Origin of the sequence: Chryseobacterium sp. NRRL B-14798, assembly GCF_050470705.1 — a bacterium.
Classification (GTDB): domain Bacteria; phylum Bacteroidota; class Bacteroidia; order Flavobacteriales; family Weeksellaceae; genus Chryseobacterium; species Chryseobacterium cupriresistens.
The window spans coordinates 301,816-326,600 of sequence record NZ_JBFLUL010000005.1; the positions used below are offsets into that span (position 1 = coordinate 301,816).

A 24,785-nucleotide genomic window follows, 5' to 3' on the forward strand; every position below is an offset into this window, starting at 1 on the left:
AAGCTATTGATTTATTTTTCAATAAATTAAATTTTAAATATTTTTTGCGATGGGCAGACGTTATTCGGAATGGTATAAATTCTAAGCTGTAAGCAATGGAATTTTTAGACCTGTTTTTTTTAAAAGAAATAAAAAAGACCTACAGCAATGTAAGTCTTTTTTATTTTTTATTGTTCTGAAATTTTTACTTCTTTAAATCTTTTAGTATTTCCTGAACAGCTCTTTCCAGCTGAGGATCATTGTTCTGAAGACGATCCATAAAGGTGTTTTTAACATAAATGTCTGGTTTTACACCTGTTTTCTCAAGATTTTGTCCGTCCAATGTGTAGGTTCCCCATGCAGGAAGTCTGTAAGAAGATCCGTCTACCAATCCTTTGGCTGAAGTGAAAATAATCCATCTGTAAGTATCCTGACCGATGATTTTCCCCAGTTTCAGTGCTTTGAACCCGGCTGCAGTCATTTCGGCATCACTCAATGAAGCTTCATTAATCAAAAGGACGATAGGTTTTCCGGAAGGAGCAAAGTTGGGTTGGGTTGTTATTTTTCCTTCACGGTATTTCCATTGTAAATAAGGTCTTTGAGAAAGGAAATTCAATACTTTATCATGCACATTTCCACCGGTATTGTAACGTAAGTCAAGAATGACAGCATCTTTTCTGTTTTCCTGTTCTACCATGTCCAGAAGAAAATGATCCAGCTCATCAGTAGACATGTTTTTCATGCAGGAGTAGGCAATACGGTTGTTGCTAAGCTTATCTACACGCTGATGATTATTGTAGATCCAATCGTCGTAAAGCAAGCCTTTTAATTCTCCATTAGAAATCGGATGTACTTTGGTAGTTACCGTTTTACCATCACGATTAAAGGTAAGAACCAGCTCATCCTGTTTTTTAGGGCTTGTGAAATACGTTTCTATATTTTCGTTAAGATCAATCTTTTTCCCGTTTACAGAAGTCAGTTGGTCTCCAGGTTTGATATCAACGCCGGAACGGTAAGCAGGGGATTTTCTCAGAATGCTTTCTACCGTGTAGGGCTGGTCTTTTTTGAAGATAATTCCTGTTTCGTTCGTAAAATAGTTCAGGAACATGGTTTCTTCCTTTCCGGTAGAAGAAAATCCGGTGTGTGAAGAATTAAGCTCTCCTAAAAGATCATTCAATAATATTCTGAGGTCATTCCTGTTATGAACATACGGAAGATACTTGGCATATTGCTCCTTTTTAGCTTTCCAGTCGATACCATGGAACTTTTCATCGTAGAAATTTTCTTCCACACCTGTCCATGCTTCAGCGTACATCTGGGTAAATTCTGATGCCAGATCTTTATCAAAACTGTATTGGATGTTGATCTTTTCAGGCTTTAATGCCGCTACAGTTGTTTTGTAAATATTACCTTCTATCAGGGCAAACAGGTTTTTATCATTTTTGGTTAGATAATAAGCCGCTTTATCGAAAACTTTTTCAGATTTGGCAGGCTCAAAATCTGTGAATACCTTTTTAAACAGCTGTCTTTTTCCATTGTCCTGATTAGAATTGAAAAGAAGAATTTCTTTTTTATCATCAGCGAAAACAGCTGGATCATCCTGGTATCCATATCGGTCGGTAACCAGTTCAATTCTGTCAAGAGTGTCATCAGGATTAACCTTCAATTCCTTGATTACCGGCTCTTTTTCTTCCTTTTTATCCTTGTCTTCCTCTTTCTTATCCTTCTTGTCTTTTTCTTTATCTGAAGATTTTTCCTCCTTCTTTTCTTCAGTGAAGAGATTGTCGAATTTTTCAGACTTAAATGGCTCGTCAAACCAATCCAAAGCCATACGGTAAATGTTGGATTTCTGCATGCCTAAAGGATAAGACGGATTGGTCCTGTCGCTGGCGAAATAAATATATTTTCCGTTTGGAGACCACACAGGATCTTCTTCAGAAACGCCGGTATTGGTAAGGTTTAAAGTCTGTCCTTTTTTGATGTGATAGATGAAAATATCGAGCTCGAAGTTTCTTTTTGCCGAGAATAATACATATTCGTTATTAGGGGAGAAAGAAGGCCTTGAGTTTTGGAATGCCCAAATCTCGTCTTTTACAATAGTTGTAGATGTAAAACTTTTTAAATCCAATAATCGTACTTCATCTCTTCCGCTTAAATAAACAGCTTTTGAAAGATCACTATTGAGTGTGATGCTGCGGTTATTTCTTGAATCTTCCGTTAATTGCTTCGGCTTGCCTTTTCCATCGGCCGGAATAGTAAACCAGTTCTGATAGCCGTTATAAGTCTGGTTGTAAAGAAGAGTACGGTTATCTTTCAGCCATTTCACTTCCATGGCGCGTTCTTTTCCATCAGAGACCTGCTGGGCAAATTTTCCTTCAATATCAGAAACGAATATGATTCCACGGCTTATGAATGCCATTTTTTTTCCGTCCGGAGATACGTCATAATAGGAAATATTATTTTCCACATTAAAATTCTGAGCTTTTTCCAGGGTTTTGTTGGTATTCAGGCTGATGTTGAGAGGAGTTGTGTTTTTTGAGGCGACATCATAAGTATAAAGCTGGTAATCCTTTTCAAAAATAACTTTGGAACCATCTGCTGAAACAAATGGTTTTTTAATGGAAGTTTCAAATTTCGTTAAGGCAGTCTTTTTACCATTTTCGATTTTATAAAGATTATATTCTCCATTATTTTCATCAGAAATAAAATAGATAATACCATTTTTATCTACACTTGGGTTGAAGTCTTTTCCTTCATAGTTGGTGTACTGTTTGAAAGAATTGTTTTTTGGGTTGTATCCAAGAATATCAGGATTATTTTCTCCTTTATAACGCTTACGCTGTACCTGATGGGCACTTTCTGAAGAACTTGTGAAAAGATATTCTCCTGAAGGAGTTTCTACAAGACCATTGGTATTATTAAAATAATTGTTGAAAAGCTTTTGTGGGGTTTTCCCCTCAATTGTAGTTTTAAAGCTGCCGAAATTATTATTTCTGTTGGAAGTAAAATAAATCGTTTTGCTGTCCCACGCCCAGCTTTCCATTTCATCCCTTCCGGTATGGAAGGTTAATTGCTTGATAGTTCCTCCTCCTGCAGGCATTACATACACATCATAATTTCCATATTGATTAGAACTGAATGCAAGCCATTTTCCATCCGGGGAAAGACGGGGATTAATTTCTTCTCCGTCCAGAGCGGTAATTCTTGAAGCGTTTCCTCCATTAGAGTCTGCTTTCCAGATATCGCCGTCATATGCAAAATAAGCTGTTTTTCCATCCGGACTTAATGAGGGACCTGATAAAAAATAAGACTTTTCCTGTGCCGAAATCCCTGCAATAGAAAATGCTGTTAATAACGAAATAATAGTTTTCTTCATGGTAGAATGGGGTATTTATGCAATACGATATATTGATTTTATTATTCTTTGTTGTTGCAGAGAAATACTCATCTGAAGAAAATTTTCTCAGTTTGAATAACTCTTCCAATAATAGTCGAATTATTACGGAAATAGTTACATGAAACATCTGGAAAACCGAATAATATTCGTTGAAACAGAAAGTAAGTTGCACATGGTTATTGTATAGTGCAGTTGTACAATTCGTCAGATTAAGCCACAAAAAAAGACTCACATTTCTGTAAGTCTTTCTGCTCCTCCTGCTGGGCTCGAACCAGCGACCCTCTGATTAACAGTCAGATGCTCTAACCAACTGAGCTAAGGAGGAATGTCCTTTGTTTTAAGTGGTGCAAATATAGGACGAATATTTATACCCTACAAATATTTTTAAGAAAAATTTTAAAAAAATTATAATTTACCCATAAATACTTTGAAGATGTCACTTCCAAAGATCAGTAACATCAATCCTAACAGGAAGATAACTCCAATCATCTGTGCGTTTTCCAAAACTTTCTGAGGAACAGGTTTTCCTACAATAATTTCATATAAAGTAAATAAAACGTGTCCACCATCAAGTCCCGGAATCGGAATAAGGTTCAGGAATGCCAGCCATACGGAGAACATTGCTGTAAAGCTCCAGAAAGCCACCCAGTTGATTTTAACGCTTCCATCCGCATCCTTATCTACAGGCATATTCTTTACAATAGCAATAGGCCCTCCAACGTTTTTATACCCCTGAACTTTAGAATTGAACATGATTTTGAACTGCTTAACCTGAGTCGTTAATGCTTCAATAGTTCTTGTGAATCCTCTTGGAATAGCTTCTCCGAAAGAATACTTTTTATTCGTTACAATATCTTTTGCTATGCTTTTGGTATCAATGGCGATCCCCAGTTTTCCGTTTTTGTCCACAGAAACTGCCGGTAATGTCTGTACAGCTCCGTTTCTTTCAACATCCACAGAAACTGTTTTTCCTTTATTTTCACTTAAAAGAGTGCTTACTTCATCAAAGAATGCCGCTTTCTTTCCGTTGATTCCTACAATTTTATCACCTTTTGCCAGTCCGGATGACTGGGAAGAAGGAGTTGCCAATGAGTCAATAACCATAGAAACTCTTGGTGTGATGTATAGTTTTGCTTCTCTCTGCTTAAGAACGTCTGCTACACCGTCTGCATTGACAGGGAAAGTAACTTCCTGTCCGTTTCTGTTTACGGTAACATGATCTCCCAAAAGGATATTGATGGAAGTATTTTCAAGTCTTTCTGCCGGTTTTCCGTCTACACTAATGATTTTGTCACCATTCTGGAAACCCATTTTCTTTCCTGCAGAAGTGGCTTCAATACCATTTTTAAATTTTGTAATATCTGTATAAGTTTCTCCGTTGAAGAATGATAAACAGCTGTAGATTAACCACGCAAGAAAAAAGTTAACGGTAACTCCCCCCAGCATAATGATAAGTCTCTGCCAGGCTGGTTTTGATCTGAACTCCCAAGGTTCTGCCGGTCTTTTCATCTGGGCAGTATCCATACTTTCGTCCACCATTCCTGCAATCTTCACGTATCCTCCAAAAGGAAGCCAGCCGATTCCGTATTTTGTTTGCTCAGGGTGTTTTCTCCAGTCGTTGTCCGGAAGTTTTGATATATCGATAGGAACTTCTTCCTTCTTTCCGTTCACTTCTATTACTTCAGAATCCGGTAAGTTTTTTGATAAAAATTTATACTGCCATTTTCCGTTGATTTTCTTCATGGAGAATATGGAGAAGTAAGGATCAAAAAACAGGAAAAACTTCTCTGCTCTGGTCTTGAACCATATTGCCGGTAAAAAATGCCCAAGCTCATGAAGAAGCACAAGTATAGAGATGCTCAGAATGAACTGAAAAAGTTTGATTGCTATTTCCATTAATAAATTTTAGATTTTAATTTGCAAAGGTAACAATTATCAAAACTATGCCAAATAAAAAAGCTCCCCGAAACGAGAAGCTTTGTCATATTTAAAGACGATTTGATTATAAATTGAAAGAAACGCCAAGACTGCCATTGTTGCCTACTTCTGCAAAAACCCCAATTTTCTCTGTGAAGAAATAACGGGCTCCGATGTGAGCGCCTACTCCAAAGTCTCTTCCAAGCACTCCAAGGTCTACACCAGGATAAATGTCCCATTTTGAAGGAAGATTCAGGGCTTCCTGCAAATGAAAGTTCAGTCTTCCGAAAACAAAAACACGATTATCCTTATCGTTGTCTTTGTAATTGTCAAAATACCCATTGATCCCGGCACCCACTGAAATAAGTTTGTTGAGTCCATAGTCGTAAGTTCCCGTAATTCCGGTTCCATATCCCCAGGCGCTCAGCCCCAGTTGTATTTTCTGATCTCCCTTTCCTGTCCAGGCCTGAGCATTAGCCATAGCACCAAAAAAGAAGATCGCCACCATAAAAAACAATTTCTTCATAAATTTTTAATTTTAAGGATAATAATAAAAAATATTTCTATCAAAAATGAAACCGAAAGAACGGCAATAGTATAAAAATGGTTGACTTTAATACATTATTAAGAAATAGTGCCCGATTTTTGTGTGGAAAACTACTTTTTCAACCATTTAATTCTCCTTTTGTAAAGATAAAAGCTGTATTTTTATACTTCATATTTGAAATAATTTAAAAGAATAAAAGATGAAAGTTGCAGGGCTAAATTTAGATATCATCTGGAAAAATAAAACTGAGAATTTTGCACGGATAGAAAGTGAACTGCTGAATGTGGAGGCAGATCTGTTTCTTCTTCCTGAAATGTTTTCAACAGGTTTCTGTATGGATGCTTCCGAAGTATCAGACAGGAATAATGAATCGCTGGAATTTTTGAAAAAGATCTCAAAAGAGAAAAATGCAGCATTCTGCGGAAGTGCTCCGGTAGAACAAAATGGAAACTTCTACAACAGGATGTATTTTGTGAAGCCGGATGGCGAAATCTCTTTTTATGATAAGAGGCATTTGTTCTCTTTTTCCGGAGAAGATAAGGTCTACACACCGGGAAAAGAAAGAGTAATTGTTGAATACAAAGGAATACGTTTCCTGCTTCAGGTATGTTATGATCTTCGTTTTCCTGTTTTTGCCCGAAATAATGATGATTATGATGCCATTTTATATGTTGCCAACTGGCCCGAGAAGAGAGTAGGAGCCTGGGAGCATCTGTTGAAAGCCAGAGCTATTGAAAATTTATCTTTTGTATTTGGTCTCAACAGAATAGGAACTGATGGAAATGATCTGTTGTATCAGGAAAGTTCTCACTGCTTCTTTGGTGATGGAAAAGAAATTTCTCAAAAACAGGGAAATCTCGTATCTGCAGAATTATATATGGAAGAATTGAACGATTTTAGAAAGCATTTTCAGTTTTTGAATGACAGAGATTCTTTTTCTATTGAATTTTAGGATTTTCCAACAGATTTCGCAGATCTTCACAGGTTTTTAATTTTTATATAAAGAAAAACAAGTATAATTATCTGTGGAAATCCGTGCGATCGGGAATTATAAAAAGCAAAAAACTGTGAAAAATCACAGTTTTAAGCGTATTGTTGTAAAAGTTGGGTGAGGGTATTCACATCATGAACACCACTTTCTTTCCATAGCATTTCTCCTTTTTTGAAAATGGCCAGTGTAGGAACCCCGCGCACTCCGTATTGAGCGGCCAATGCGGGATATTGATCTACATCTACCTTTATAATTCTGGCCCCTTCGCCAATGTTTTCCTTTACCGTATTTAATACCGAAGACTGTACTTTACAAGGCTGGCACCATGTTGCGAAAAAATCTATCAGAACAGGTCTTTCGGAATCTATAATTTCCTGAAATTTTTGTGACATAGTTTTGGTTTTATTAGTTTGCTTTTTTGTTTGTTTCGTCCTGAATTGCTTTTACATTTTTCCAGGTTGTACCATCATAAGCCTCCACTCCATTTTTCTTCAGAATTTCCATCGCCTGATCTGCCTGAATTCCTTTATTGCAAAATACAACAACTTTTTTTCCTTTTAAAGTTTCTATGTTGTTTTGAATCTCTGCCAAAGGAATATTGATTGCATTTTTTGCTGTTCCTGCAGCATACTGCTCCGGAATCCTGACATCTACCAGTGTTACCTCAGGACTGTTGACTACTTCTTTAATGCTGGCAGTAGGAATTGCTGTTGTAGGTGATGTCTTACAGCTACTTAGCATAAAAGCTAACACTAAAATTAATCCGGAAAACTGAATTTTCATGATCTTACAGGGTCTTAGATTGGCATACGAAATCTGTAGTTGGCAGTTTTTCTGTTTTTTTGATCCCGTTAAAACCTCCTTCTATTTCGGTAAAATTCCTGATTCCATGTGAGTTAAGTATGCTTGCTGCAATCATACTTCTGTATCCGCCGGCACAGTGAAGGAAGAAATGTTCAGAATCATCAATAGTACGTGCCCAGTCACTGATAGTGTCTAGTGGCTTATTATAAGCATTGTCAATGTGTTCTGCAGAATACTCGGTGAGTTTTCTTACATCAATTACGGTAGCATCTGCTGTAAACTGCTCTGCAAATTCAGCCGGAGTAATTCTTTTGATCTCATCCGTTTCCTTGCCTGCATTTTTCCATGCTTCAAAACTTCCTTTCAGGTAGCCAATCACATTATCAAAACCTACTCTGCTCAGTCTGGTGATCACTTCCTCTTCAGTTCCTTCATCAGTAATTAATAATAAAGGGTGTTTTACATCTACAATAAGCGTTCCTACCCATGGGGCGAAATCTCCTTTCAGTCCTATATTGATAGAGTTGGGGACAAATCCTTTATGGAAGTCCGCAGCTCCTCTTGTATCTAAAATTAATGCTCCTGTTTCTTCCGCTAAAGCTTCAAAGTCCTCCGCTTCAACAGGATGTAGTCCTTTGTTCATTACAACATCAAGGCTTTCATAGCCACCTTTGTTTAAAGCGACATTCATCCCGAAGTATTTTGGTGGAGCTGTTAAACCATCCAGAACTTCTCTGATGAAAGATTCTTTGTCCGGTTGGTTAAGAGCATAATTGGTTTTTTTCTGGTTCCCCAGAATATCAACGGTTTCCTTCTGCATATTCTTTCCACAGGCAGAACCAGCGCCGTGAGCCGGATAAACAGTGATGCTGTCATCCAATGGCATGATTTTGCTCTGAAGACTGTCATATAGAATTCCCGCAAGATCCTCCTGGGTAAGATTAGTCGCCTTTTGGGCAAGATCCGGTCTTCCTACATCTCCCAGAAACAATGTATCACCTGTGAAAATTGCCGTTTCAACACCATTTTCGTCTATTAAAAGGTAAGTACTACTTTCCATGGTGTGTCCCGGTGTGTGCAGTACCTTTATTTTCACTTTTCCTATCTCAAAAATCTGATTATCTTCAGCAATAATAGCGTCAAATTCCGGAACAGCAGTAGGTCCGTATACAATCGGAGCACCTGTTTTCTTGCTTAAATCCAAATGTCCGGATACGAAATCAGCATGGAAATGAGTTTCAAAAATATATTTTAAAGTGACATTATCTTTTTCCAGGCGATCCAGATAGGGTTTTACTTCTCTTAAAGGATCAATAATGACAGCTTCATTCTCTGATACAATATAATAGGCACCCTGAGCCAGACAGCCCGTATATATTTGTTCAATTTTCATTGGGTCTTTTTTTTAATGAGTTAAAGATACGAAGTATTAGATCAATTCTAAATGAAATGTTAAATTCCATTGATAGTTTCTTTCAATACTTTGTTAAACATATGTTTAGTATGTGTCGTTTTTTTAGCAAAAAGGATGCCTTACATAATGTCAATTGGCAAATGCTGTTTTATATCATGTCCTGCTTCTGGAACAATGTCTTTAAAGCATTCATTTTACTCTATCTGATAATATATTTTGTACAGAATTTCATTGGTGTTTTCTGTAATGTTCTTCTCTGTTTTGAATTGGAGATATTCCTCTTTATTAGCTTCTCCTTCATCATAACGGATCAGTCTTTTGTACTTGTCATAGAGGTAATCTTTAATTTTTCCGTTGTCTGCTAATCTAATTATTTCACCAAAATATTTTTTAGTGTCTTCGTGCATCGGCCACTTTGTTTCATGAGTTTTATAGAATTCTATCATTTTGTCTATGGCATATACTTCAGACTCGATATTCATATCATTGAAGCCTGTCAGAAGTTCTTTTTTGTCTGCATTTTCTCCCAGCCATTTTGTTTTTGCATACACCGAAGCAAGCACAGCATTAGTCATCATGGAATCTCTTTTGATAACAGGAGATAAGATGATATCCGGAGTATGGCTAATAGGAAGAGTTTTTTTAGCAGCGATATCCAATACACCAAAATAGGTCTCAGCTTTGTTTTTGAGTTCAGACAGTTGATCATGGGTCATTTCATCGCTTGTTCCTCTGATTTTAAAGCCCCACCCTCCGCATTCATAAATAGAAAGGAGTGACTTCTTATCAGTATATTTTACACCTTTGAAAAAATCACGTTCACCCATTGAATGATCAAAAATTGAATAGATATAGTTTACTTTTACCTTATCATTGGATATATCTCCAAACATAGGTTTTAAGTCTACATTTTTATTGGAATTCTGATTCAGAACTGTTTCATATATGGAAAATTCATCTCTCAAAAGCTGGTTGTCAACTAATTTTTTAGGATAAATATATAAGGTCAGGATCGTTTTACTTTTTTTATGGTGTTGTTGTACATAGCTTACCACAATGTGCTTATTCTGTAGATCATAAGATACTATTTCTTCTCTTTGAAAGCCAGACCATAAAACAGGGAAAACGGCTGATGTCGGCAAGTGGGTGTAATCGCCTTTAATCTGTAAATTAACAGGTTCATTTCTTTTCTGAGCAAGAAACAAGGTGGAGGAAAAAGCAAAAATAACGAGTAGAATTTTTTTTAATGACATCATGTGTGGTATATATGTTGTTCTCAAGGCTAAATTAGAAAATAAATTTAGGGAACTTAGAATATAATTTAATCATTAATATTATTTTATTTACTCAAATTTTTCTAAAAAATTTTATATTTATAAGTTTAAAAAAGCAATCAAATGGCAGACAAAACACAATTTATTGAAGAACTTAACGCTAGATATACTCCTAAAGGAGAACATATAATATTAGGAAAAGGGATGTTGGATGGAGAAGTTGTTACGGAAGTAAACGTAACCATTCCCCTGAAAACGATTAACCGCCACGGTCTTATTGCAGGAGCTACCGGAACCGGTAAGACAAAAACATTACAGGTATTCGCAGAACAGCTTTCTCACGCAGGAATTCCGTCTCTCGTTCTGGATATTAAAGGAGACTTTTCCGGAATTGCAGAAGCAGGACAAATGAATCCTATCATTGAGGAAAGATATGCGAAGACACAGCTTCCTTATAATCCCCAAGGCTTTCCTGCAGAATTGATGAGTATTTCCGGAGGAAAAGGAGTGAAACTGAGGGCTACCGTTACAGAATTCGGGCCTGTTTTATTAAGCAAAATCCTTGAATTGAATGATACCCAGCAAAGTATCATGTCTATTGTCTTCAAATATTGTGATGATAAAGGTCTTCCTTTGATTGATCTTAATGACTTGAAGAAAGTATTGCAGTATGTGACCGATAATGCACAGGGAAAAGCTGAGCTTGCAGCCAATTATGGATCCATTGCATCAGCATCTTTGGGAGCTATTTTAAGATCTATTGTAGCTTTGGAGCAGCAGGGCGCAGCAGGATTTTTCGGTGAATTAAGCTTTGACGTTCATGATTTACTGGAAACAAGGGATGGAAAAGGAGTGGTTAATATTTTAAGAGTCGCAGATATTCAGAATAAACCACAGCTTTTCTCAACGTTTATGCTTTCGCTTTTTGCTGAAATTTATATGACGTTTCCGGAAGAAGGAGACAGTGGGAAACCAAAGCTGGTACTATTCATTGATGAAGCCCATCTGATTTTTGATGAAGCTTCCAAAGCGCTTCTTTCACAGATCGAAACAATGGTGAAATTAATCCGTTCCAAAGGAGTAGGAATTTATTTTATTACCCAGATTCCCGGGGATGTTCCAGAAAATGTTCTTTCCCAATTAGGATTAAAAATACAGCATGCCTTAAGAGGATTTACCGCAAAAGATAAAAAAGAAATTACCAAAGCAGTAGAAAATTATCCTACCACAGAATATTACGAAGCTTCCAGCCTGATCCAGAATCTGGGAATTGGAGAAGCATTTGTGACAGCACTGGATGAAAAAGGGATACCAACACCATTAGTGCATACTTACCTGATTTCTCCCGAATCGAGAATGGATGTTCTGAGTGAGGCGGAAGTCTCTGATCTTACTTCCAGATCAGCAATGGTAGCAAAATATGAGCAGGCATTAGACAGAGAGTCTGCCTACGAAATGCTGACCACCAGAATGGAACAGGCAGCACAAAACCCCACACCTGCACAGAAGGCAAAACCCGTAAAAGAAGAACCCGGAATGTTCGAACAGGTTTTACAGAGTAAGGCTGGCCGTACCTTTACCTCTACTTTAATGAGGGAAGGAGCAAAAGCTATTCTCGGAATGTTCGGGCTGGGAGGCCGAAGAAGATAATTTTGAAAGCTAACCTGCTGTGTTTTGATATATTTTTTGTTATTTTAGCAGGTTATCTTTACATAACAGTAAAAAACAGAGCCTTATTTTATTGGGGAATAAAAGCAGGTCTAAATAGTAAACCAGAAAAACAGCAGTTAACACACATTCATGTATTCAATTATAGATATAGAAAGTAATGGTGCAGGTTATAGAAATGAATGCATTATAGATATCGCCATCTACAGATATGACGGTCAGAAAATTACAGATCAGTTTATATCCCTTGTAAACCCCGAAGGTGATATTACTCCTTTTGTACAGAAGCTGACCAGTATTACCCCAAAAATGGTCAAGACTGCTCCGAAATTTCATGAAATTGCCAAAAGAGTGATAGAAATTACTCAGAATACAACTTTGGTAGGTCATAATATTGATTTTGATTACAGGATGCTTCGCCAGTCATTCAAAAGGCTTGGTTATGATTTTAAAATCAATACTTTAGATACAATTCCGTTAGCAAAAAAACTGATTCCTGATGAAGTAAGTTATTCCTTGGGAAAACTGGTGAAATCATTGGGTATTCCATTGACCAACCATCACAGGGCGGAAGGCGATGCAAGAGCTACATTAGAACTTTTCAAACTTCTGATCTCAAAAGATATTGAAAATGAGATTATTCAGAAGCAGCATGATGAGTCTAATGCCAAAACGTATATCAACAAGATCAAAGAACTTACACAGGATCTTCCTAATGACAAAGGTTTTGTGTATTTTCAGGATGAAGCAGGACGTATTATGTTTTCTGATTACGTTCAGGATATCAACAAATTTTCCAAAAAGGTTTTCAATTCGAAATCAAAAAAATGGGAGCAGATCCAGAAAGATCTTGAACAGATTAATTTTGAGCTTACAGGAACAGATATTATTGCCAAACTGATTCTTAATTCCAAGAATATTAAAAAGAAAGAGGTCTTACCTTTCGGATTATATTTCAGGAATAATAAATATGTAGTTGAGAAAAATAAGCTTAATAAAACTGAGAAGCCGGTCTTGAAATTCAGGTCATTTACCCAGGGAACAAAAGCTGTTCAGTTTATTGGTTCTCAGGAAGAATTTAAAGATTTTTCTGTCTTGAAACAAAAAATTGAATTCAGAAAAAGAAATGAGCTATGGCTCGGGCCGGGAAGAAAATTAGGAGAAAAACTGTTTTTAATTATAGAAAACGGAAAAGTGGTTTCATTTGGCTTCTATGAATTGTTTACACAGATTCAGACGCTGAGTAAGCTGGCTAAACTGAAAATTGATCTTCCGCTGTCTTCTACAGATTTGAATAACGAACTGCAGCTGGCACTTCTTCGAGCGGATTTTGAGACCTTACCACTGCCGAAGTGATAGAGTGTCTTCATGTTATAAGTTTTATTCTGCAGACCATGCCATTCAAATCAATTGTACTGAAATAAAAAATAAATAGTATTTTTGCAAAAAATAAATAGTAGCAATGCAAAATTTTAAACAAAATAAAACTGGAAAAAAGGGAACTGTAAAGTTCTCTAAGGTTTGGAATATTTAAAAGAGTTGTCTTGCATAAAAAAATAATCAATGTGGCAGGCTCTTTTTCGAAGAATCTGCCTTTTTTTATGTTAAAATGAAATTATGAATTCAAAAGAATTATTAAAGATTGCCAATGAGTTTGGCACACCGGTGTATGTTTATGATGCTGAATCCATCAAAATTCAATACGAAAAACTTACTTCTTCATTTTTAAAACATACTAAGTTCTTCTACGCAGCGAAGGCCTTGACCAATATCAATATTCTTAAGTATGTCAAGAATTTGGGTGCATCTTTGGATTGTGTATCTATCAACGAAGTTAAGCTGGGATTAAAGGCAGGATTTTCGAAAGAAAAGATATTATTTACACCCAACTGTGTTGACCTTGCTGAAATAGAGGAAGCAATGACTTTTGGTGTTCATATTAACATTGATAACATTTCTATTCTTGAGCAATTCGGGAATAAATACGGAAATACCTATCCGATTTTAGTAAGAATCAATCCGCATATTTTTGCAGGAGGTAACTATAAGATTTCAACTGGGCACATCGACAGTAAATTCGGGATTTCTATTCACCAGGTTCGTCACATCGAAAGAGTGATGAAGAGTACCAACCTTAATGTTGAAGGTCTTCACATGCACACGGGAAGTGAAATAAAAGATCCGGATGTATTCCTTCAGGCTTTGGAGATTATGCTGGAGCTTTCTGAGCATTTCCCGAACCTGAAATATCTGGATATGGGAAGCGGATTCAAAATCCCTTACCAGGATAGTGAAGAAGAAACTGATGTGAAAACATTAGGTAAAAAAGTAGAGAAAGTAATTTCTGAATTTTCAAAATCTACAGGAAAAAAATTCGAATTATGGTTTGAGCCTGGAAAATTCCTGGTGGGGAAAAGTGGATATTTATTAGTGAAAGCTAATGTGATCAAGCAGACAACAGCTACTGTTTTTGTTGGAGTGAATTCCGGATTTAATCATCTGATCCGCCCAATGTTCTATGATTCTTACCATATGATTGAAAACCTGTCCAATCCAAAAGGTGCAGAAAGAATTTATACGGTAGTAGGAAATATCTGCGAAACAGATACGTTCGCATGGGACAGAAAACTGAATGAGGTAAGAGAAGGAGATATTCTTGCTTTCCATAATGCAGGAGCTTACGGTTTTGAAATGAGTTCAAACTTCAATTCTAGATTAAAGCCAGCAGAAGTATTATTCTTAGACGGAAAAGCTCATTTGATCCGTAAAAGAGACGAGTTTGAAGATTTGTTGAGAAATCAGATTGAAATAGTAATGTAAAATCCGAAACATATGATATAAGCAGCTGCCTTTTTGGTGGCTGTTTTGTTTTACATGGAAATGAAACCTCACGGGTTTTCAAAACCCGTGAGGTTTCAATAGAATCAAAATTAAATTACAATTTTTTAACATCGAGTTAGGGATGGAGTCTCAACTTTATTAGTTAAATTTGATAGAGATAGGAAGATTTTCTTCTTCTCAAATACTATTTTCACCAAAAAATAACCACCAAAACAGACTAATTATGGCAAAAAACATAGCAGAGCAGATTGTTGAAATGCTCGAAAATGCCAATGTGAAAAGAATTTATGCAGTAACCGGCGACAGTCTCAATCATCTGAATATTGCCGTTAAAAAAAGCAGCATCCAATGGATTCATGTAAGACACGAAGAAGTAGGGGCTTATGCCGCAGCAGCAGAGGCTGAGCTTGATGGTTTGGCAGTTTGTGCCGGAAGCTGCGGCCCCGGACACGTTCATTTGATCAATGGAGTGTATGAAGCTCATCGCTCCCATGTTCCTATGCTGGTGATTGCCTCCACCATTCCCAGTGATGAAATGGGCATGGATTACTTTCAGGAAACCAATACGATAAAGCTGTTTGATGACTGCAGCTATTATAATCAAATGATTACCCGGCCGGAGCAGGTGCAGAGAACTGTGCAGACTGCTATTCAGCATGCTATATCCAAAAAAGGAGTTGCGGTCATAGGTCTTCCGGGAGATGTTTCTGAGCTGGATGCCGAAGAAGGCTCTACCTCCACCCAGATTTTTAAAACCAATCCTGTGATAAGACCATCGGATGACGAGTTGAAAAGCCTGTCAACACTGATAAATAACAGTAACAAAGTAACAATCTATTGCGGAATTGGTGCTGCTGAAGCACGTGATGAGGTGATCGCTTTGTCAAAGCTGTTAAAGGCACCTGTAGGATATTCATTCCGCGGGAAAATGGCTATTCAGCCCAATAATCCCAATGAGGTAGGGCTTACAGGTCTGTTAGGATTTCCTTCGGCCTATCATGCCATGCACGAAGCTGATCTTGTTATTCTTTTAGGGACGGATTTCCCTTATCAGAAATTTATGCCTGTAAAAAATAAAATCGTCCAGATTGATGAAAGTCCTGAAAGATTAGGAAGAAGAGCAAAACTCGAACTAGGACTTGCCGGAGATGTCAAAGAAACCATCAAAGCATTATTGCCGTTACTTGACGAAAAAACTGATGTTCATTTCCTGAACGAGCAGCTGGCATTTTATGATAAAGTGAAAGAAAGCCAGTTGGAGTATGTGAAAGATTCTGGAAAAGAGAATGCTATTCAGCCGGAATATGTGGCCCATACTTTAGACAAACTTGCTAAGCATGATGCTATTTTTACGGTAGACACCGGAATGTGCTGTGTATGGGGAGCAAGATTTATTACAGGAACAGGCGAAAGGAAAATGCTGGGTTCATTCAATCATGGATCAATGGCTAACGCAATGCCAATGGCAATCGGAGCAGCTTTAGCTCATCCTGAGAAACAGGTGATTGCCCTATGTGGAGACGGTGGACTATCCATGCTTTTGGGGGATATGGCTACTATTTTTCAGTATAAACTTCCTGTGAAACTAATTGTTTTCAACAACAGAACGTTGGGAATGGTAAAACTGGAAATGGAAGTTGGCGGGATGCCAGATAATGAAACCGATATGATTAACCCGGATTTTGCCATGGTAGCACATGCGATGGGCTATCCGGGAAAAAATGTTCATCTTCCTGAAGAAGTAGAAAGTGCCATCAAAGAATGTCTGGATCACAACGGACCTTATCTTCTGAATATTTTCACCAATCCCAATGCGCTGGCTCTTCCTCCGAAGGTTGAATTTGATCAGATTATGGGAATGACCAAGTCTATGGCTCAGCTCATGCTTGGAGGTAAAATGGATGAGGTTTTTGAAACCGTAAAGACCAATTATAAACATATCAAAGGCCTGCTATAATAAGAAAAGAAATAATAAGACAGTTGTCTGATATTCAGAAACTATATATAAAACTTCATGCTTGGCGTGAAGTTTTTCTTTTTTATACATAAGCTAAATATTTACCTTTGTTTATTATTAGGAAACAAGCATGAGAACTATATTTTTATTTTTGGCTTTATGTGCAATGAATTTTTCACTGGCGCAGGATCAGGAAGAAAGGGATGATTCTTTTATCAGAGAGAGTAATAAAAATCTTTTAAAAATAGATATTAAAGAACCCTTTATGCAGGTTGCTGTAAAATGTAATGATTTTAAACCCGCTGCTTTTGAAGGAGGTGTTGCAGCCTACAAAGATATCCTGAACCGATATATGTATGCGTACCTGAATTCTGATTTCTATGCTTTGACGGGAGATTTTACCTTTACCTTAGTGCTTGATGAAAAGGGAAAAGTAACAGATGTGAAAGGAATGCCTAAGGTGACCAACAGCGAAGTTTTCTTTGACGATATGCAGTACGTCGTAAGAAGGATAAAGAGAAACTGGATTCCGGCGTCTTGTAACGGGAAGCCAGTAGCCTCACAGATTAAAGTTAAAATGAACTTTTCTTCAATGTCTGCAGATATCGATTAGGATTATTAGTTTTCTTTTTTAAAATTAAAGTAATGGGAGGCTCAATGAGAGAATTCCAATACTTTTTCAATTTATGATTTTGTTAAAATAATAGCGCTGACATTCTGTCACAATATTTTGTATCTTTGCAAACTTATTCGTTCGTAATTTTAAATTACGAATCTTAAATCGATTATCGTGCAGGAAAAATATATAGACGAAACAAAACAGGGCGAAGCTTTTGCTATTGCAGAAAGACCGGAGAACTCTAAAAAACTGTTTTTAGAAAGCTATGGCTGTCAGATGAATTTCTCTGACTCTGAAATTGTTGCATCCATTCTTAATGAACAGGGGTATAATACAACGATGAAAGTTGAAGAAGCCGACCTGATTCTTTTAAATACATGCTCCATCCGCGAAAAAGCGGAACAGACCGTAAGAATGCGTCTTTCTCAGTTCAAAAATCTTAAAAAAGAAAGACCGAATATGACGGTTGGTGTTCTGGGATGTATGGCAGAAAGATTGAAAACCAAGTTTTTAGAAGAAGAACAATTGGTAGATCTTGTTGTAGGTCCTGATGCCTACAGAGACTTACCGAACCTTTTGAAAGAAACTGACGATGGAAGAGATGCCATCAACGTTATTCTTTCCAAAGAAGAGACGTATGCCGATATCAATCCTGTCCGTTTAGGAGGAAACGGTGTTACCGCTTTTGTTACCATTACAAGAGGTTGTGATAATATGTGTACATTCTGTGTGGTTCCATTTACCAGAGGAAGAGAAAGAAGCCGTGATCCACACTCTATTATTGAAGAATGTAAAGATCTTGCCAATAACGGATATAAAGAAATTACCCTTTTAGGACAAAACGTAGACTCTTACCTTTGGTATGGAGGAGGTCCTAAAAAAGATTTTGCCAAAGCATCTGAAATGCAGAAAGCAACAGCCGTAAATTTTGCGCAATTGCTTGATCTGGTAGCTAAAGCTGTTCCTGAGCTGAGAATCAGATTCTCTACTTCCAACCCTCAGGATATGAGTCTGGACGTATTCAGAATGATGGCAAAACATGACAACATCTGTAAATATGTACATCTTCCTGTACAAAGCGGAAGCAATAATATGCTGGAAGCGATGAACAGACAACATACCCGTGAAGAATATCTTGATCTGATCAGAAAAGCAAAAGAAATTGTTCCGGAAGTAGCATTTTCACAGGATATGATCGTAGGATTCTGTAATGAAACAGAAGAAGACCACCAGGATACCTTGAGTCTGATGAGAGAAGTGGAATATGACTACGGTTATATGTTTGCGTACTCAGAAAGGCCGGGAACTCCTGCTCACAAGAAAATGGAAGACAATATTCCGGCTGATGTGAAGCAGAGACGTCTTGCTGAGGTTATTGCCCTTCAGGGAGAGCTTTCAAAACAAAGAATGAAATCCTATGTTGGAAGAGAGCATCAGATTCTGATTGAAGGAATTTCCAAGAAAAATAAAAACCAGTGGAAAGGAAGAAACTCTCAGAATGCCGTATGTGTCTTCGATAAACTGGAAGGACAGAAAATAGGTGACATTGTGAACGTTTTTGTGTATGACAATACGCAAGGCACACTTTTAGGGAGAACAGTTGAATAAAATTAAGTTTCAGGGTCCAAAGGAATTTGGACAGACAAGCGAAAAGATGCTATCACTGAAAAATTTAAAAAGAAAATATATATTCTAAAAAAAATCAACGGGTATATTACCGTAAGATTTTTAGTAAATTGTTACGCAGTTTACAAAATCACTCGAAGGCTGGATGCCGGAAGAGATAAAAGGTTTAAAAGTAGATTATTATCAGGATTTAACCTATAAAATTGAAAATGGAAAAGTTTCAGAGGTATTACCTTAGCTTTTTGTTACTTATCGTTTACACCAATACTATTGCACAGGTCAACTGTAATGCAGTAGAGGGTGAGAACTGCAAAAAAGCTTGTGAGTTATACAACTGGGCTTCAGATTTACAAAGTTTCGCAGAATCTCAGGAAGGCTTTGACAAAACCACTGAATTGTCTTCTGATTTCTCTCATGTATATATGGAAAAAGCCGTTCCATATCTTAAAAACGGAGATTTTGTAACCTGGAAGATTCTAATAGATAAAGCAGTTACCTTAGATCCCGGGATGCACCCTGGTTACAGAGGCTGGACAAAGTTTCAGTTTCTGAGAGGCTATAGAAGTGCAATTCAGGATTTAGAAGGTTTAAATATATATGAGCCTGGAGACTTAGGAAGGTCTCAAAACGGAGACTATAGTACGGACTTAGTAAGAGCGATGTCCTACAGTGCTTCAGGACAGAAAGAAAAAGCAGCTGGGATTATAGAAAGGCTTCTGGCTGCCAGAGGTTATGCGAAGGGAATGTTTGATCATTATCAGCTGGGAATTACCTATCTTGAGCTGGGAAGATATGACAAAGCCCTGGAAAATTTTGAAAAACAAAGCAAAGGGTACGGCTTTGCTGAGAATACATACTTTAAAAGTAAAGTTTCTAAGATCAGAAACAAAGATTATTTGGATTTAAACATGTTAGCCCTGCAAACGTATGATGAAGGAAAGACCTTGAAAGCTGTCTGCACTCATCAATTTAACAAGGTCTACACACAACAGGTTGAAGTGCTGTAGAAGATTAACATTCAATCAATAATCAAAAATTTACTTATGAGCAACGAGCTACAAAACATAAAAAACCGTTTCGGAATTATCGGAAACTTTCCTGCACTCAATCGTGCCCTGGAAAAATCTATCCAGGTTGCACCCACAGATATCTCTGTACTTGTGATTGGAGAAAGTGGGGTGGGAAAAGAATTTATTCCGAAAATCATTCATTCAGAATCCAGAAGAAAACATCAGCCTTATATCGTGGTAAACTGTGGAGCCATTCCGGAAGGAACCATAGACTCTGAGCTATTCGGGCACGAAAAGGGAGCTTTTACAGGAGCTACAGCTACAAGAAAAGGATATTTTGAAGTGGCAGACGGCGGAACCATCTTTTTGGATGAGGTAGGAGAACTTCCCCTGCAGACTCAGGTACGTCTTTTAAGAGTGCTGGAAAGTGGTGAATTTATGAAAGTAGGTTCTTCACAGGTGCAGAAAACCAATGTGAGGATTGTGGCAGCTACCAACGTTAATATGATGAAAGCCATCCATGACGGAAGGTTCCGTGAGGATTTGTATTACCGTTTGAATACTGTTCAGATTGATATGCCTCCTTTGAGAGAAAGAAAAGGAGATATCCATTTGTTATTCAGAAAATTTGCAATAGATTTTGCTGAAAAATACAGAATGCCGGAACTGGAGCTGGAGCAGAGTGCTGTTCACTATATAGAAAGTTATTCTTTCCCGGGGAACGTCCGCCAGCTAAGAAATTTAGTAGAGCAGATGACCGTTGTGGAAAGAAACAGAAATATTACTGCTGAAAAACTTGCCGAGTATATTCCGATGGAAACCCATCTCCCAATGGTCGTAAATACTCAAAGTACTCCCAAGCAGAGCGATTTCGGAAGCGAAAGGGAAATCATGTATAAAATCCTGTTCGATATGAGGAATGATATTAATGATTTAAAATCCTTAACTTCGGAACTGATCAAGAACAGAGGTACAGCAGATCTGAGCAATCATGAGAAAAATCTGATCAACAGAATTTACACTTCTGATAGTCAGTCACAAGTGAATTCCGGGTCGATGTTATATTTTGAAAATAATAATGATACACCGGCCGTTCAGACTCCTACGATTATTTCAAATCCTGATGACAGCTATGAAGATATTGAAGATATCGAAATTGAAGAAAACAGACCGGAATCACTTTCTCTTCAGAATAATGAAAAAGATTTGATTATCAAGGCTTTGGAAAAGCACAAAGGACGTAGAAACAGAGCTGCAGATGAACTGGGAATCTCACAAAGAACTTTATACAGAAAAATAAAACAATATAACCTGGAAGATTAGCACAACATAAATAATGAAAGTCAATTTAACACCTAAGCCGATCAATTTTAAACTCGGAGAATATATTAATAAAGGTTTCGAACTTTTAAAGAAAGATTTCGGAAATATTTTTGTAGCATTTTTCATGTGCTTTATCATGTCGATCATTCCGTTCTGCGGAATATTAGCAATGGGTAATTTATACAAATACCTTCAAAGGCTGAACAGAAACCAGCCGGCAAGTCCCGGAGATATCTTTGATTTTAAAGATTTTATGCCTTATTTTATGCTGCAGTTAATTGTTTTCGGAGGTGTTTTACTGCTTTACATTCCTTTATTTGCTGTGCTGGGTATATCAGGTGCTTTATCTGAGGGTAATGAACCCAATCCAATGGTAGCATTTTTTGTGTTTCCCTATATGTTTTTATTGATTGGAGCGATATATTACTTTGTATTAAAGGGTTTTTATATCATACCATTAATCAGTCTTAAAGGCATCAGGGAAGTAAAAGAAGCCTGGGTTATTTCAAAAATAATGACCAAAGGAAATCTATTGTCAATCTTCCTTTTCTCTGTAGTAGTAAGTATTTTGGCTCAGATTGGGATTATTGCCTGCGGGATAGGAATTTTTCTTACCTTACCATTCTTATATACAGCAAATTATTTTGCTTATGAAGATGCTATTCAACAAATTGAGTATGATGAAATTACGGAAATCGGATTTAAAGATGGATTTTAAAATTAAAAATATAAGCCTGAAACAATCATTATTTACGGGAATGCTCTTTGCGTTGCTGGGAGTTTTAAATTCATGCTACAGTTTTACGGGATCGTCTCTTACAGATGAGAAAACAGTTCAGATCAATGAATTTCCCAATAATGCACCGCTGGTAAATCCTGCATTATCACAACAGTTTTCTACAGCAATACAAAACAGATTCCTTCAAAGAACAACTTTGAAGGGAACGAAAGAAAATCCGGATATCCTGATTGAAGGAGAAATTACAGACTATTCCATTACGCCTACCACCATCAGCTCCAATACCCAGACCAACCCTTCTGGTGGAGTGATTCAACAGGCACAGAATAAACTTACGATTACGGTAAAGGTACATTATGAAAATAAAATCCATCCGGATGCAAGTTTTGACAGAACGTATTCTGATGAAGCCGCTTTCAACAGTGATGTATCCTTAAGTCAGATCGAAGACCAGCAGGTAAAACTGGTAACAGATAGAATTATTAACAAGATATTTAACGACATTGTAGCGAACTGGTAAGATGAATCCGAGAGTTTTAGAATTAATAAAAAATCCGAAAAATATTCAGTCTGAAGACCTTGGTCTTTTGAAAGAAGAGATTCACACTTTTCCTTATATTCAGAATATCAGGGCACTTCACCTGTATGGCGTGCATCTGTACGAAAAAGAAAACTATCAGAAAGAGCTTTCTACAACAGCTGCGTATACTACTGATAAGAAAATTCTGTATCAGTTGATTAACGGGAAGATCAAACAAGAGCCCAAACCGGAAATTGTTGAAGAGAAGAAACCTTTTGCAACAATCGAAAAGCCTGCTCAATTAGCTCCAAAGGCAAAATCTTTCCCTATTAAAAGAGAAGAAGATATTTCTTTGGAAAAGCCATCGGAAGAAAAAGAAAATACTTGTGTATTACCAATCTCACAGGAAGCTAAGCCTATTTATGTAAAAGGTGAACGAAACAGAATTTTATTTGAAGGAGAAGAAAACTTCCTGGATGAAGTAAATTCTGAGACCATCGATATTGAATCTACCCTTGAATCAGGAACTCTGGTAACACAAAAGACAGATACTGTAGTTGAAGAACAGGTTAAGGAGGAAGCAGCATCCATACAGACTCAGGGTGATGAAAATGGAGGAGAGAACTTTACACGGGAAACCATCATTCACGAAGAGCAGATTTCTTCAGAAAAAGAGGAAGAAAAGATTGAGGAAGAAGAGAATGTCAGCTTCCATGAAGTAGTCCCTTTAGCACCGGAACTACATATTGAAGAGGCGGTAGCAGAAGAACCTGTAAAAGCTGAATCAACAGCACATAAAACGGAAACTGTTTCTGAGGAAGAACCTGTTCAGCAAGAAGAAATACAAGTTGCAGCAGAAGAGAACGCCGGAGAAAACTTTACACCGGAAACCATCATTGACGAAGATCAGATTTCTCTTGAAAAAGAAGAAGAAAATGGTAATGAAGAAGCGCCTTCAGCGAAATTATCTGATGCGGAAGTAAGCTTCCATGGAACAGAATCGTTTATGCCGGAAGTTAAAATCCAGGCCAACAACGAGGAGATTTCTGAAACAGCTGAAGTATCTCAATCCAATGTAAATAAACATGAGGAAGAGATGAGACGCCTTATTGAAGAAGTTGAAAAGAAAATGAAGGAGGCTAAGCCTGTTGTTCAGGAAGAAAAAGTCGAGCCGGAAGCTTCTGAAGATCATGAAATTAGCTTCGCTGATACCCAAAGTTTCCATTTCTGGTCAACCAGTGAAGAAAAACCTGAAGAAATAAAAGAAGAGCCTGTAAAGGAAGAAGTTGTTGAAAATCAACCATCTGTAATCGAGGATGTTACATCAGAAATTGCAGAAGAAAAAATACAGGAAACAGCTGAAGTGCAGACTGCATGGAAGCCAATGAGTGTGGAATCCCATTTACCAGATTCATTGATCAGTAAAGCAGAAAAAGCATCAACCCCTGAAATTAAAACTCAGGAAACAGAAGCTGTAACTGTTGCAGAGCCGGAAGTGACTACCGTGGAGTCCAAATCAGGTGAGACAAATGAAATTATTGAAGAAACTGCTCAGGAAGAAGTTTTACCAATAGCAGAAAATTCTGAAGTTGAAAAGGATCATTCTGCTCCGGTTGAATCAGCTCAGGAAGAAAAAACGGAAACAGAAACAGTAAATGAAGATGTTCCTGTAATGAATGTTTCTTTCTTTGGAACCGATATTTCTACCCTTAAGGTTGAAGAAAAGAAACAGGAAGCTGTAGAAAAAGTACAGGAGGTTACTATGAAAAATACCACTCAATCATCAATAGACAGTAATGTTCCGGGTTTTATCAATACATGGCAGAGCTGGCTTAAGATTGACAGAACAGAAGAAACAGTAAAGGACAAAGCCGAAATCAAAGAAAAGGCTATTGAAACCTTTATTGAGAACAATCCCAGAATCAGTCAGCTAAAGGAAGAAAGTACCTATGTTGTAAAAGAAAAGAATGATGATATCTCGCATTTGATGACGGAGACATTAGCTAATCTTTATTTTGAACAGAAACTCTATACAAAGGCAATAAAGGCGTTTGAAATATTAATCAAAAAGAGTCCTGAGAAAAAAGAATATTTTGAATCCAAAATTCAGGATATCAAGGACTTCAGAAGTAAAAACTAAAAAATAAAAAGGTACTGAT

At 37.2% G+C, this 24,785-nt stretch carries 19 protein-coding genes and 1 tRNA gene; 12 read left to right on the forward strand and 8 right to left on the reverse strand.

Features of this window, described 5'->3' with window-relative positions; all coding sequences use genetic code 11:
- Window positions 1-184: 184 nt before the first annotated feature.
- From AB1278_RS01830 to AB1278_RS01845, 4 genes are all read right to left on the reverse strand, one after another.
- Window positions 185-3,355 carry a S41 family peptidase gene (locus AB1278_RS01830; RefSeq protein WP_429812028.1) on the reverse strand — a complete coding sequence of 1,057 codons (3,171 nt, stop codon included), beginning with the start codon at window positions 3,353-3,355 and terminating at the stop codon, window positions 185-187.
- Between the two features lie 272 nt (window positions 3,356-3,627).
- Window positions 3,628-3,701 (reverse strand) — tRNA-Asn (locus AB1278_RS01835).
- Window positions 3,702-3,781: 80 nt separating this feature from the next.
- A complete protein-coding gene (gene rseP, locus AB1278_RS01840) occupies window positions 3,782-5,272 on the reverse strand; it encodes an RIP metalloprotease RseP (protein ID WP_411414541.1) in 1,491 nt (496 codons plus the stop codon).
- 106 nt (window positions 5,273-5,378) lie between these two features.
- A complete protein-coding gene (locus AB1278_RS01845) occupies window positions 5,379-5,819 on the reverse strand; it encodes a DUF6646 family protein (RefSeq protein ID WP_202840121.1) in 441 nt (146 codons plus the stop codon).
- 220 nt (window positions 5,820-6,039) lie between these two features.
- Between AB1278_RS01845 and AB1278_RS01850 the strand changes: the two genes are divergently transcribed.
- Window positions 6,040-6,792, forward strand: a complete 753-nt coding sequence (locus tag AB1278_RS01850) for a nitrilase family protein (RefSeq protein ID WP_429812031.1) — start codon at window positions 6,040-6,042, stop codon at window positions 6,790-6,792.
- A gap of 131 nt (window positions 6,793-6,923) precedes the next feature.
- Here the strand turns inward: AB1278_RS01850 and AB1278_RS01855 are convergent, their stop codons facing one another.
- The 4 genes from AB1278_RS01855 to AB1278_RS01870 form a co-directional block, all read right to left on the reverse strand.
- On the reverse strand, window positions 6,924-7,223 hold the full coding sequence (locus AB1278_RS01855) for a thioredoxin family protein (protein WP_076595323.1): 300 nt from the start codon (window positions 7,221-7,223) through the stop codon (window positions 6,924-6,926).
- A gap of 13 nt (window positions 7,224-7,236) precedes the next feature.
- Window positions 7,237-7,614 (reverse strand): rhodanese-like domain-containing protein, encoded by a 378-nt coding sequence (locus AB1278_RS01860; RefSeq protein ID WP_202840114.1) that lies wholly within the window; start codon window positions 7,612-7,614, stop codon window positions 7,237-7,239.
- 4 nt (window positions 7,615-7,618) lie between these two features.
- Complete coding sequence (locus AB1278_RS01865; protein ID WP_429812035.1) at window positions 7,619-9,028, reverse strand: MBL fold metallo-hydrolase; 1,410 nt, start codon at window positions 9,026-9,028, stop codon at window positions 7,619-7,621.
- 215 nt (window positions 9,029-9,243) lie between these two features.
- Complete coding sequence (locus tag AB1278_RS01870) at window positions 9,244-10,305, reverse strand: hypothetical protein (protein ID WP_429812038.1); 1,062 nt, start codon at window positions 10,303-10,305, stop codon at window positions 9,244-9,246.
- Between the two features lie 141 nt (window positions 10,306-10,446).
- Between AB1278_RS01870 and AB1278_RS01875 the strand changes: the two genes are divergently transcribed.
- The 11 genes from AB1278_RS01875 to AB1278_RS01925 all read left to right on the forward strand — a co-directional run bounded on the left by AB1278_RS01875 (window position 10,447) and on the right by AB1278_RS01925 (window position 24,766).
- Window positions 10,447-11,973, forward strand: coding sequence for a helicase HerA-like domain-containing protein (locus AB1278_RS01875; protein WP_429812041.1), 1,527 nt, complete (start codon window positions 10,447-10,449; stop codon window positions 11,971-11,973).
- Window positions 11,974-12,123: 150 nt separating this feature from the next.
- Window positions 12,124-13,347 (forward strand): 3'-5' exonuclease, encoded by a 1,224-nt coding sequence (locus AB1278_RS01880; protein WP_429812043.1) that lies wholly within the window; start codon window positions 12,124-12,126, stop codon window positions 13,345-13,347.
- A gap of 261 nt (window positions 13,348-13,608) precedes the next feature.
- On the forward strand, window positions 13,609-14,811 hold the full coding sequence (gene lysA / locus AB1278_RS01885; RefSeq protein WP_170872057.1) for a diaminopimelate decarboxylase: 1,203 nt from the start codon (window positions 13,609-13,611) through the stop codon (window positions 14,809-14,811).
- 244 nt (window positions 14,812-15,055) lie between these two features.
- Complete coding sequence (locus AB1278_RS01890; protein WP_429812047.1) at window positions 15,056-16,789, forward strand: thiamine pyrophosphate-dependent enzyme; 1,734 nt, start codon at window positions 15,056-15,058, stop codon at window positions 16,787-16,789.
- A 130-nt stretch (window positions 16,790-16,919) separates the two neighbouring features.
- The gene (locus tag AB1278_RS01895; RefSeq protein WP_238349615.1) at window positions 16,920-17,402 is read left to right on the forward strand and encodes an energy transducer TonB; all 483 of its coding nucleotides are present in this window, start codon (window positions 16,920-16,922) and stop codon (window positions 17,400-17,402) included.
- 177 nt (window positions 17,403-17,579) lie between these two features.
- A complete protein-coding gene (miaB, locus tag AB1278_RS01900; protein WP_202840103.1) occupies window positions 17,580-19,016 on the forward strand; it encodes a tRNA (N6-isopentenyl adenosine(37)-C2)-methylthiotransferase MiaB in 1,437 nt (478 codons plus the stop codon).
- Window positions 19,017-19,243: 227 nt separating this feature from the next.
- Window positions 19,244-20,041, forward strand: coding sequence for a hypothetical protein (locus tag AB1278_RS01905; RefSeq protein WP_202840101.1), 798 nt, complete (start codon window positions 19,244-19,246; stop codon window positions 20,039-20,041).
- 36 nt (window positions 20,042-20,077) lie between these two features.
- Window positions 20,078-21,367: a sigma-54 interaction domain-containing protein gene (locus tag AB1278_RS01910; protein ID WP_202840099.1), complete on the forward strand. Its 1,290-nt coding sequence runs from the start codon at window positions 20,078-20,080 to the stop codon at window positions 21,365-21,367.
- A 13-nt stretch (window positions 21,368-21,380) separates the two neighbouring features.
- A complete protein-coding gene (locus AB1278_RS01915) occupies window positions 21,381-22,085 on the forward strand; it encodes a hypothetical protein (protein WP_429812050.1) in 705 nt (234 codons plus the stop codon).
- Window positions 22,075-22,626, forward strand: coding sequence for an LptE family protein (locus AB1278_RS01920; protein WP_110011536.1), 552 nt, complete (start codon window positions 22,075-22,077; stop codon window positions 22,624-22,626). The genes AB1278_RS01915 and AB1278_RS01920 overlap by 11 nt, the downstream gene beginning before the upstream one ends.
- Window position 22,627: 1 nt before the next feature.
- Window positions 22,628-24,766 (forward strand): hypothetical protein, encoded by a 2,139-nt coding sequence (locus AB1278_RS01925; RefSeq protein WP_429812053.1) that lies wholly within the window; start codon window positions 22,628-22,630, stop codon window positions 24,764-24,766.
- Window positions 24,767-24,785: the final 19 nt, after the last annotated feature.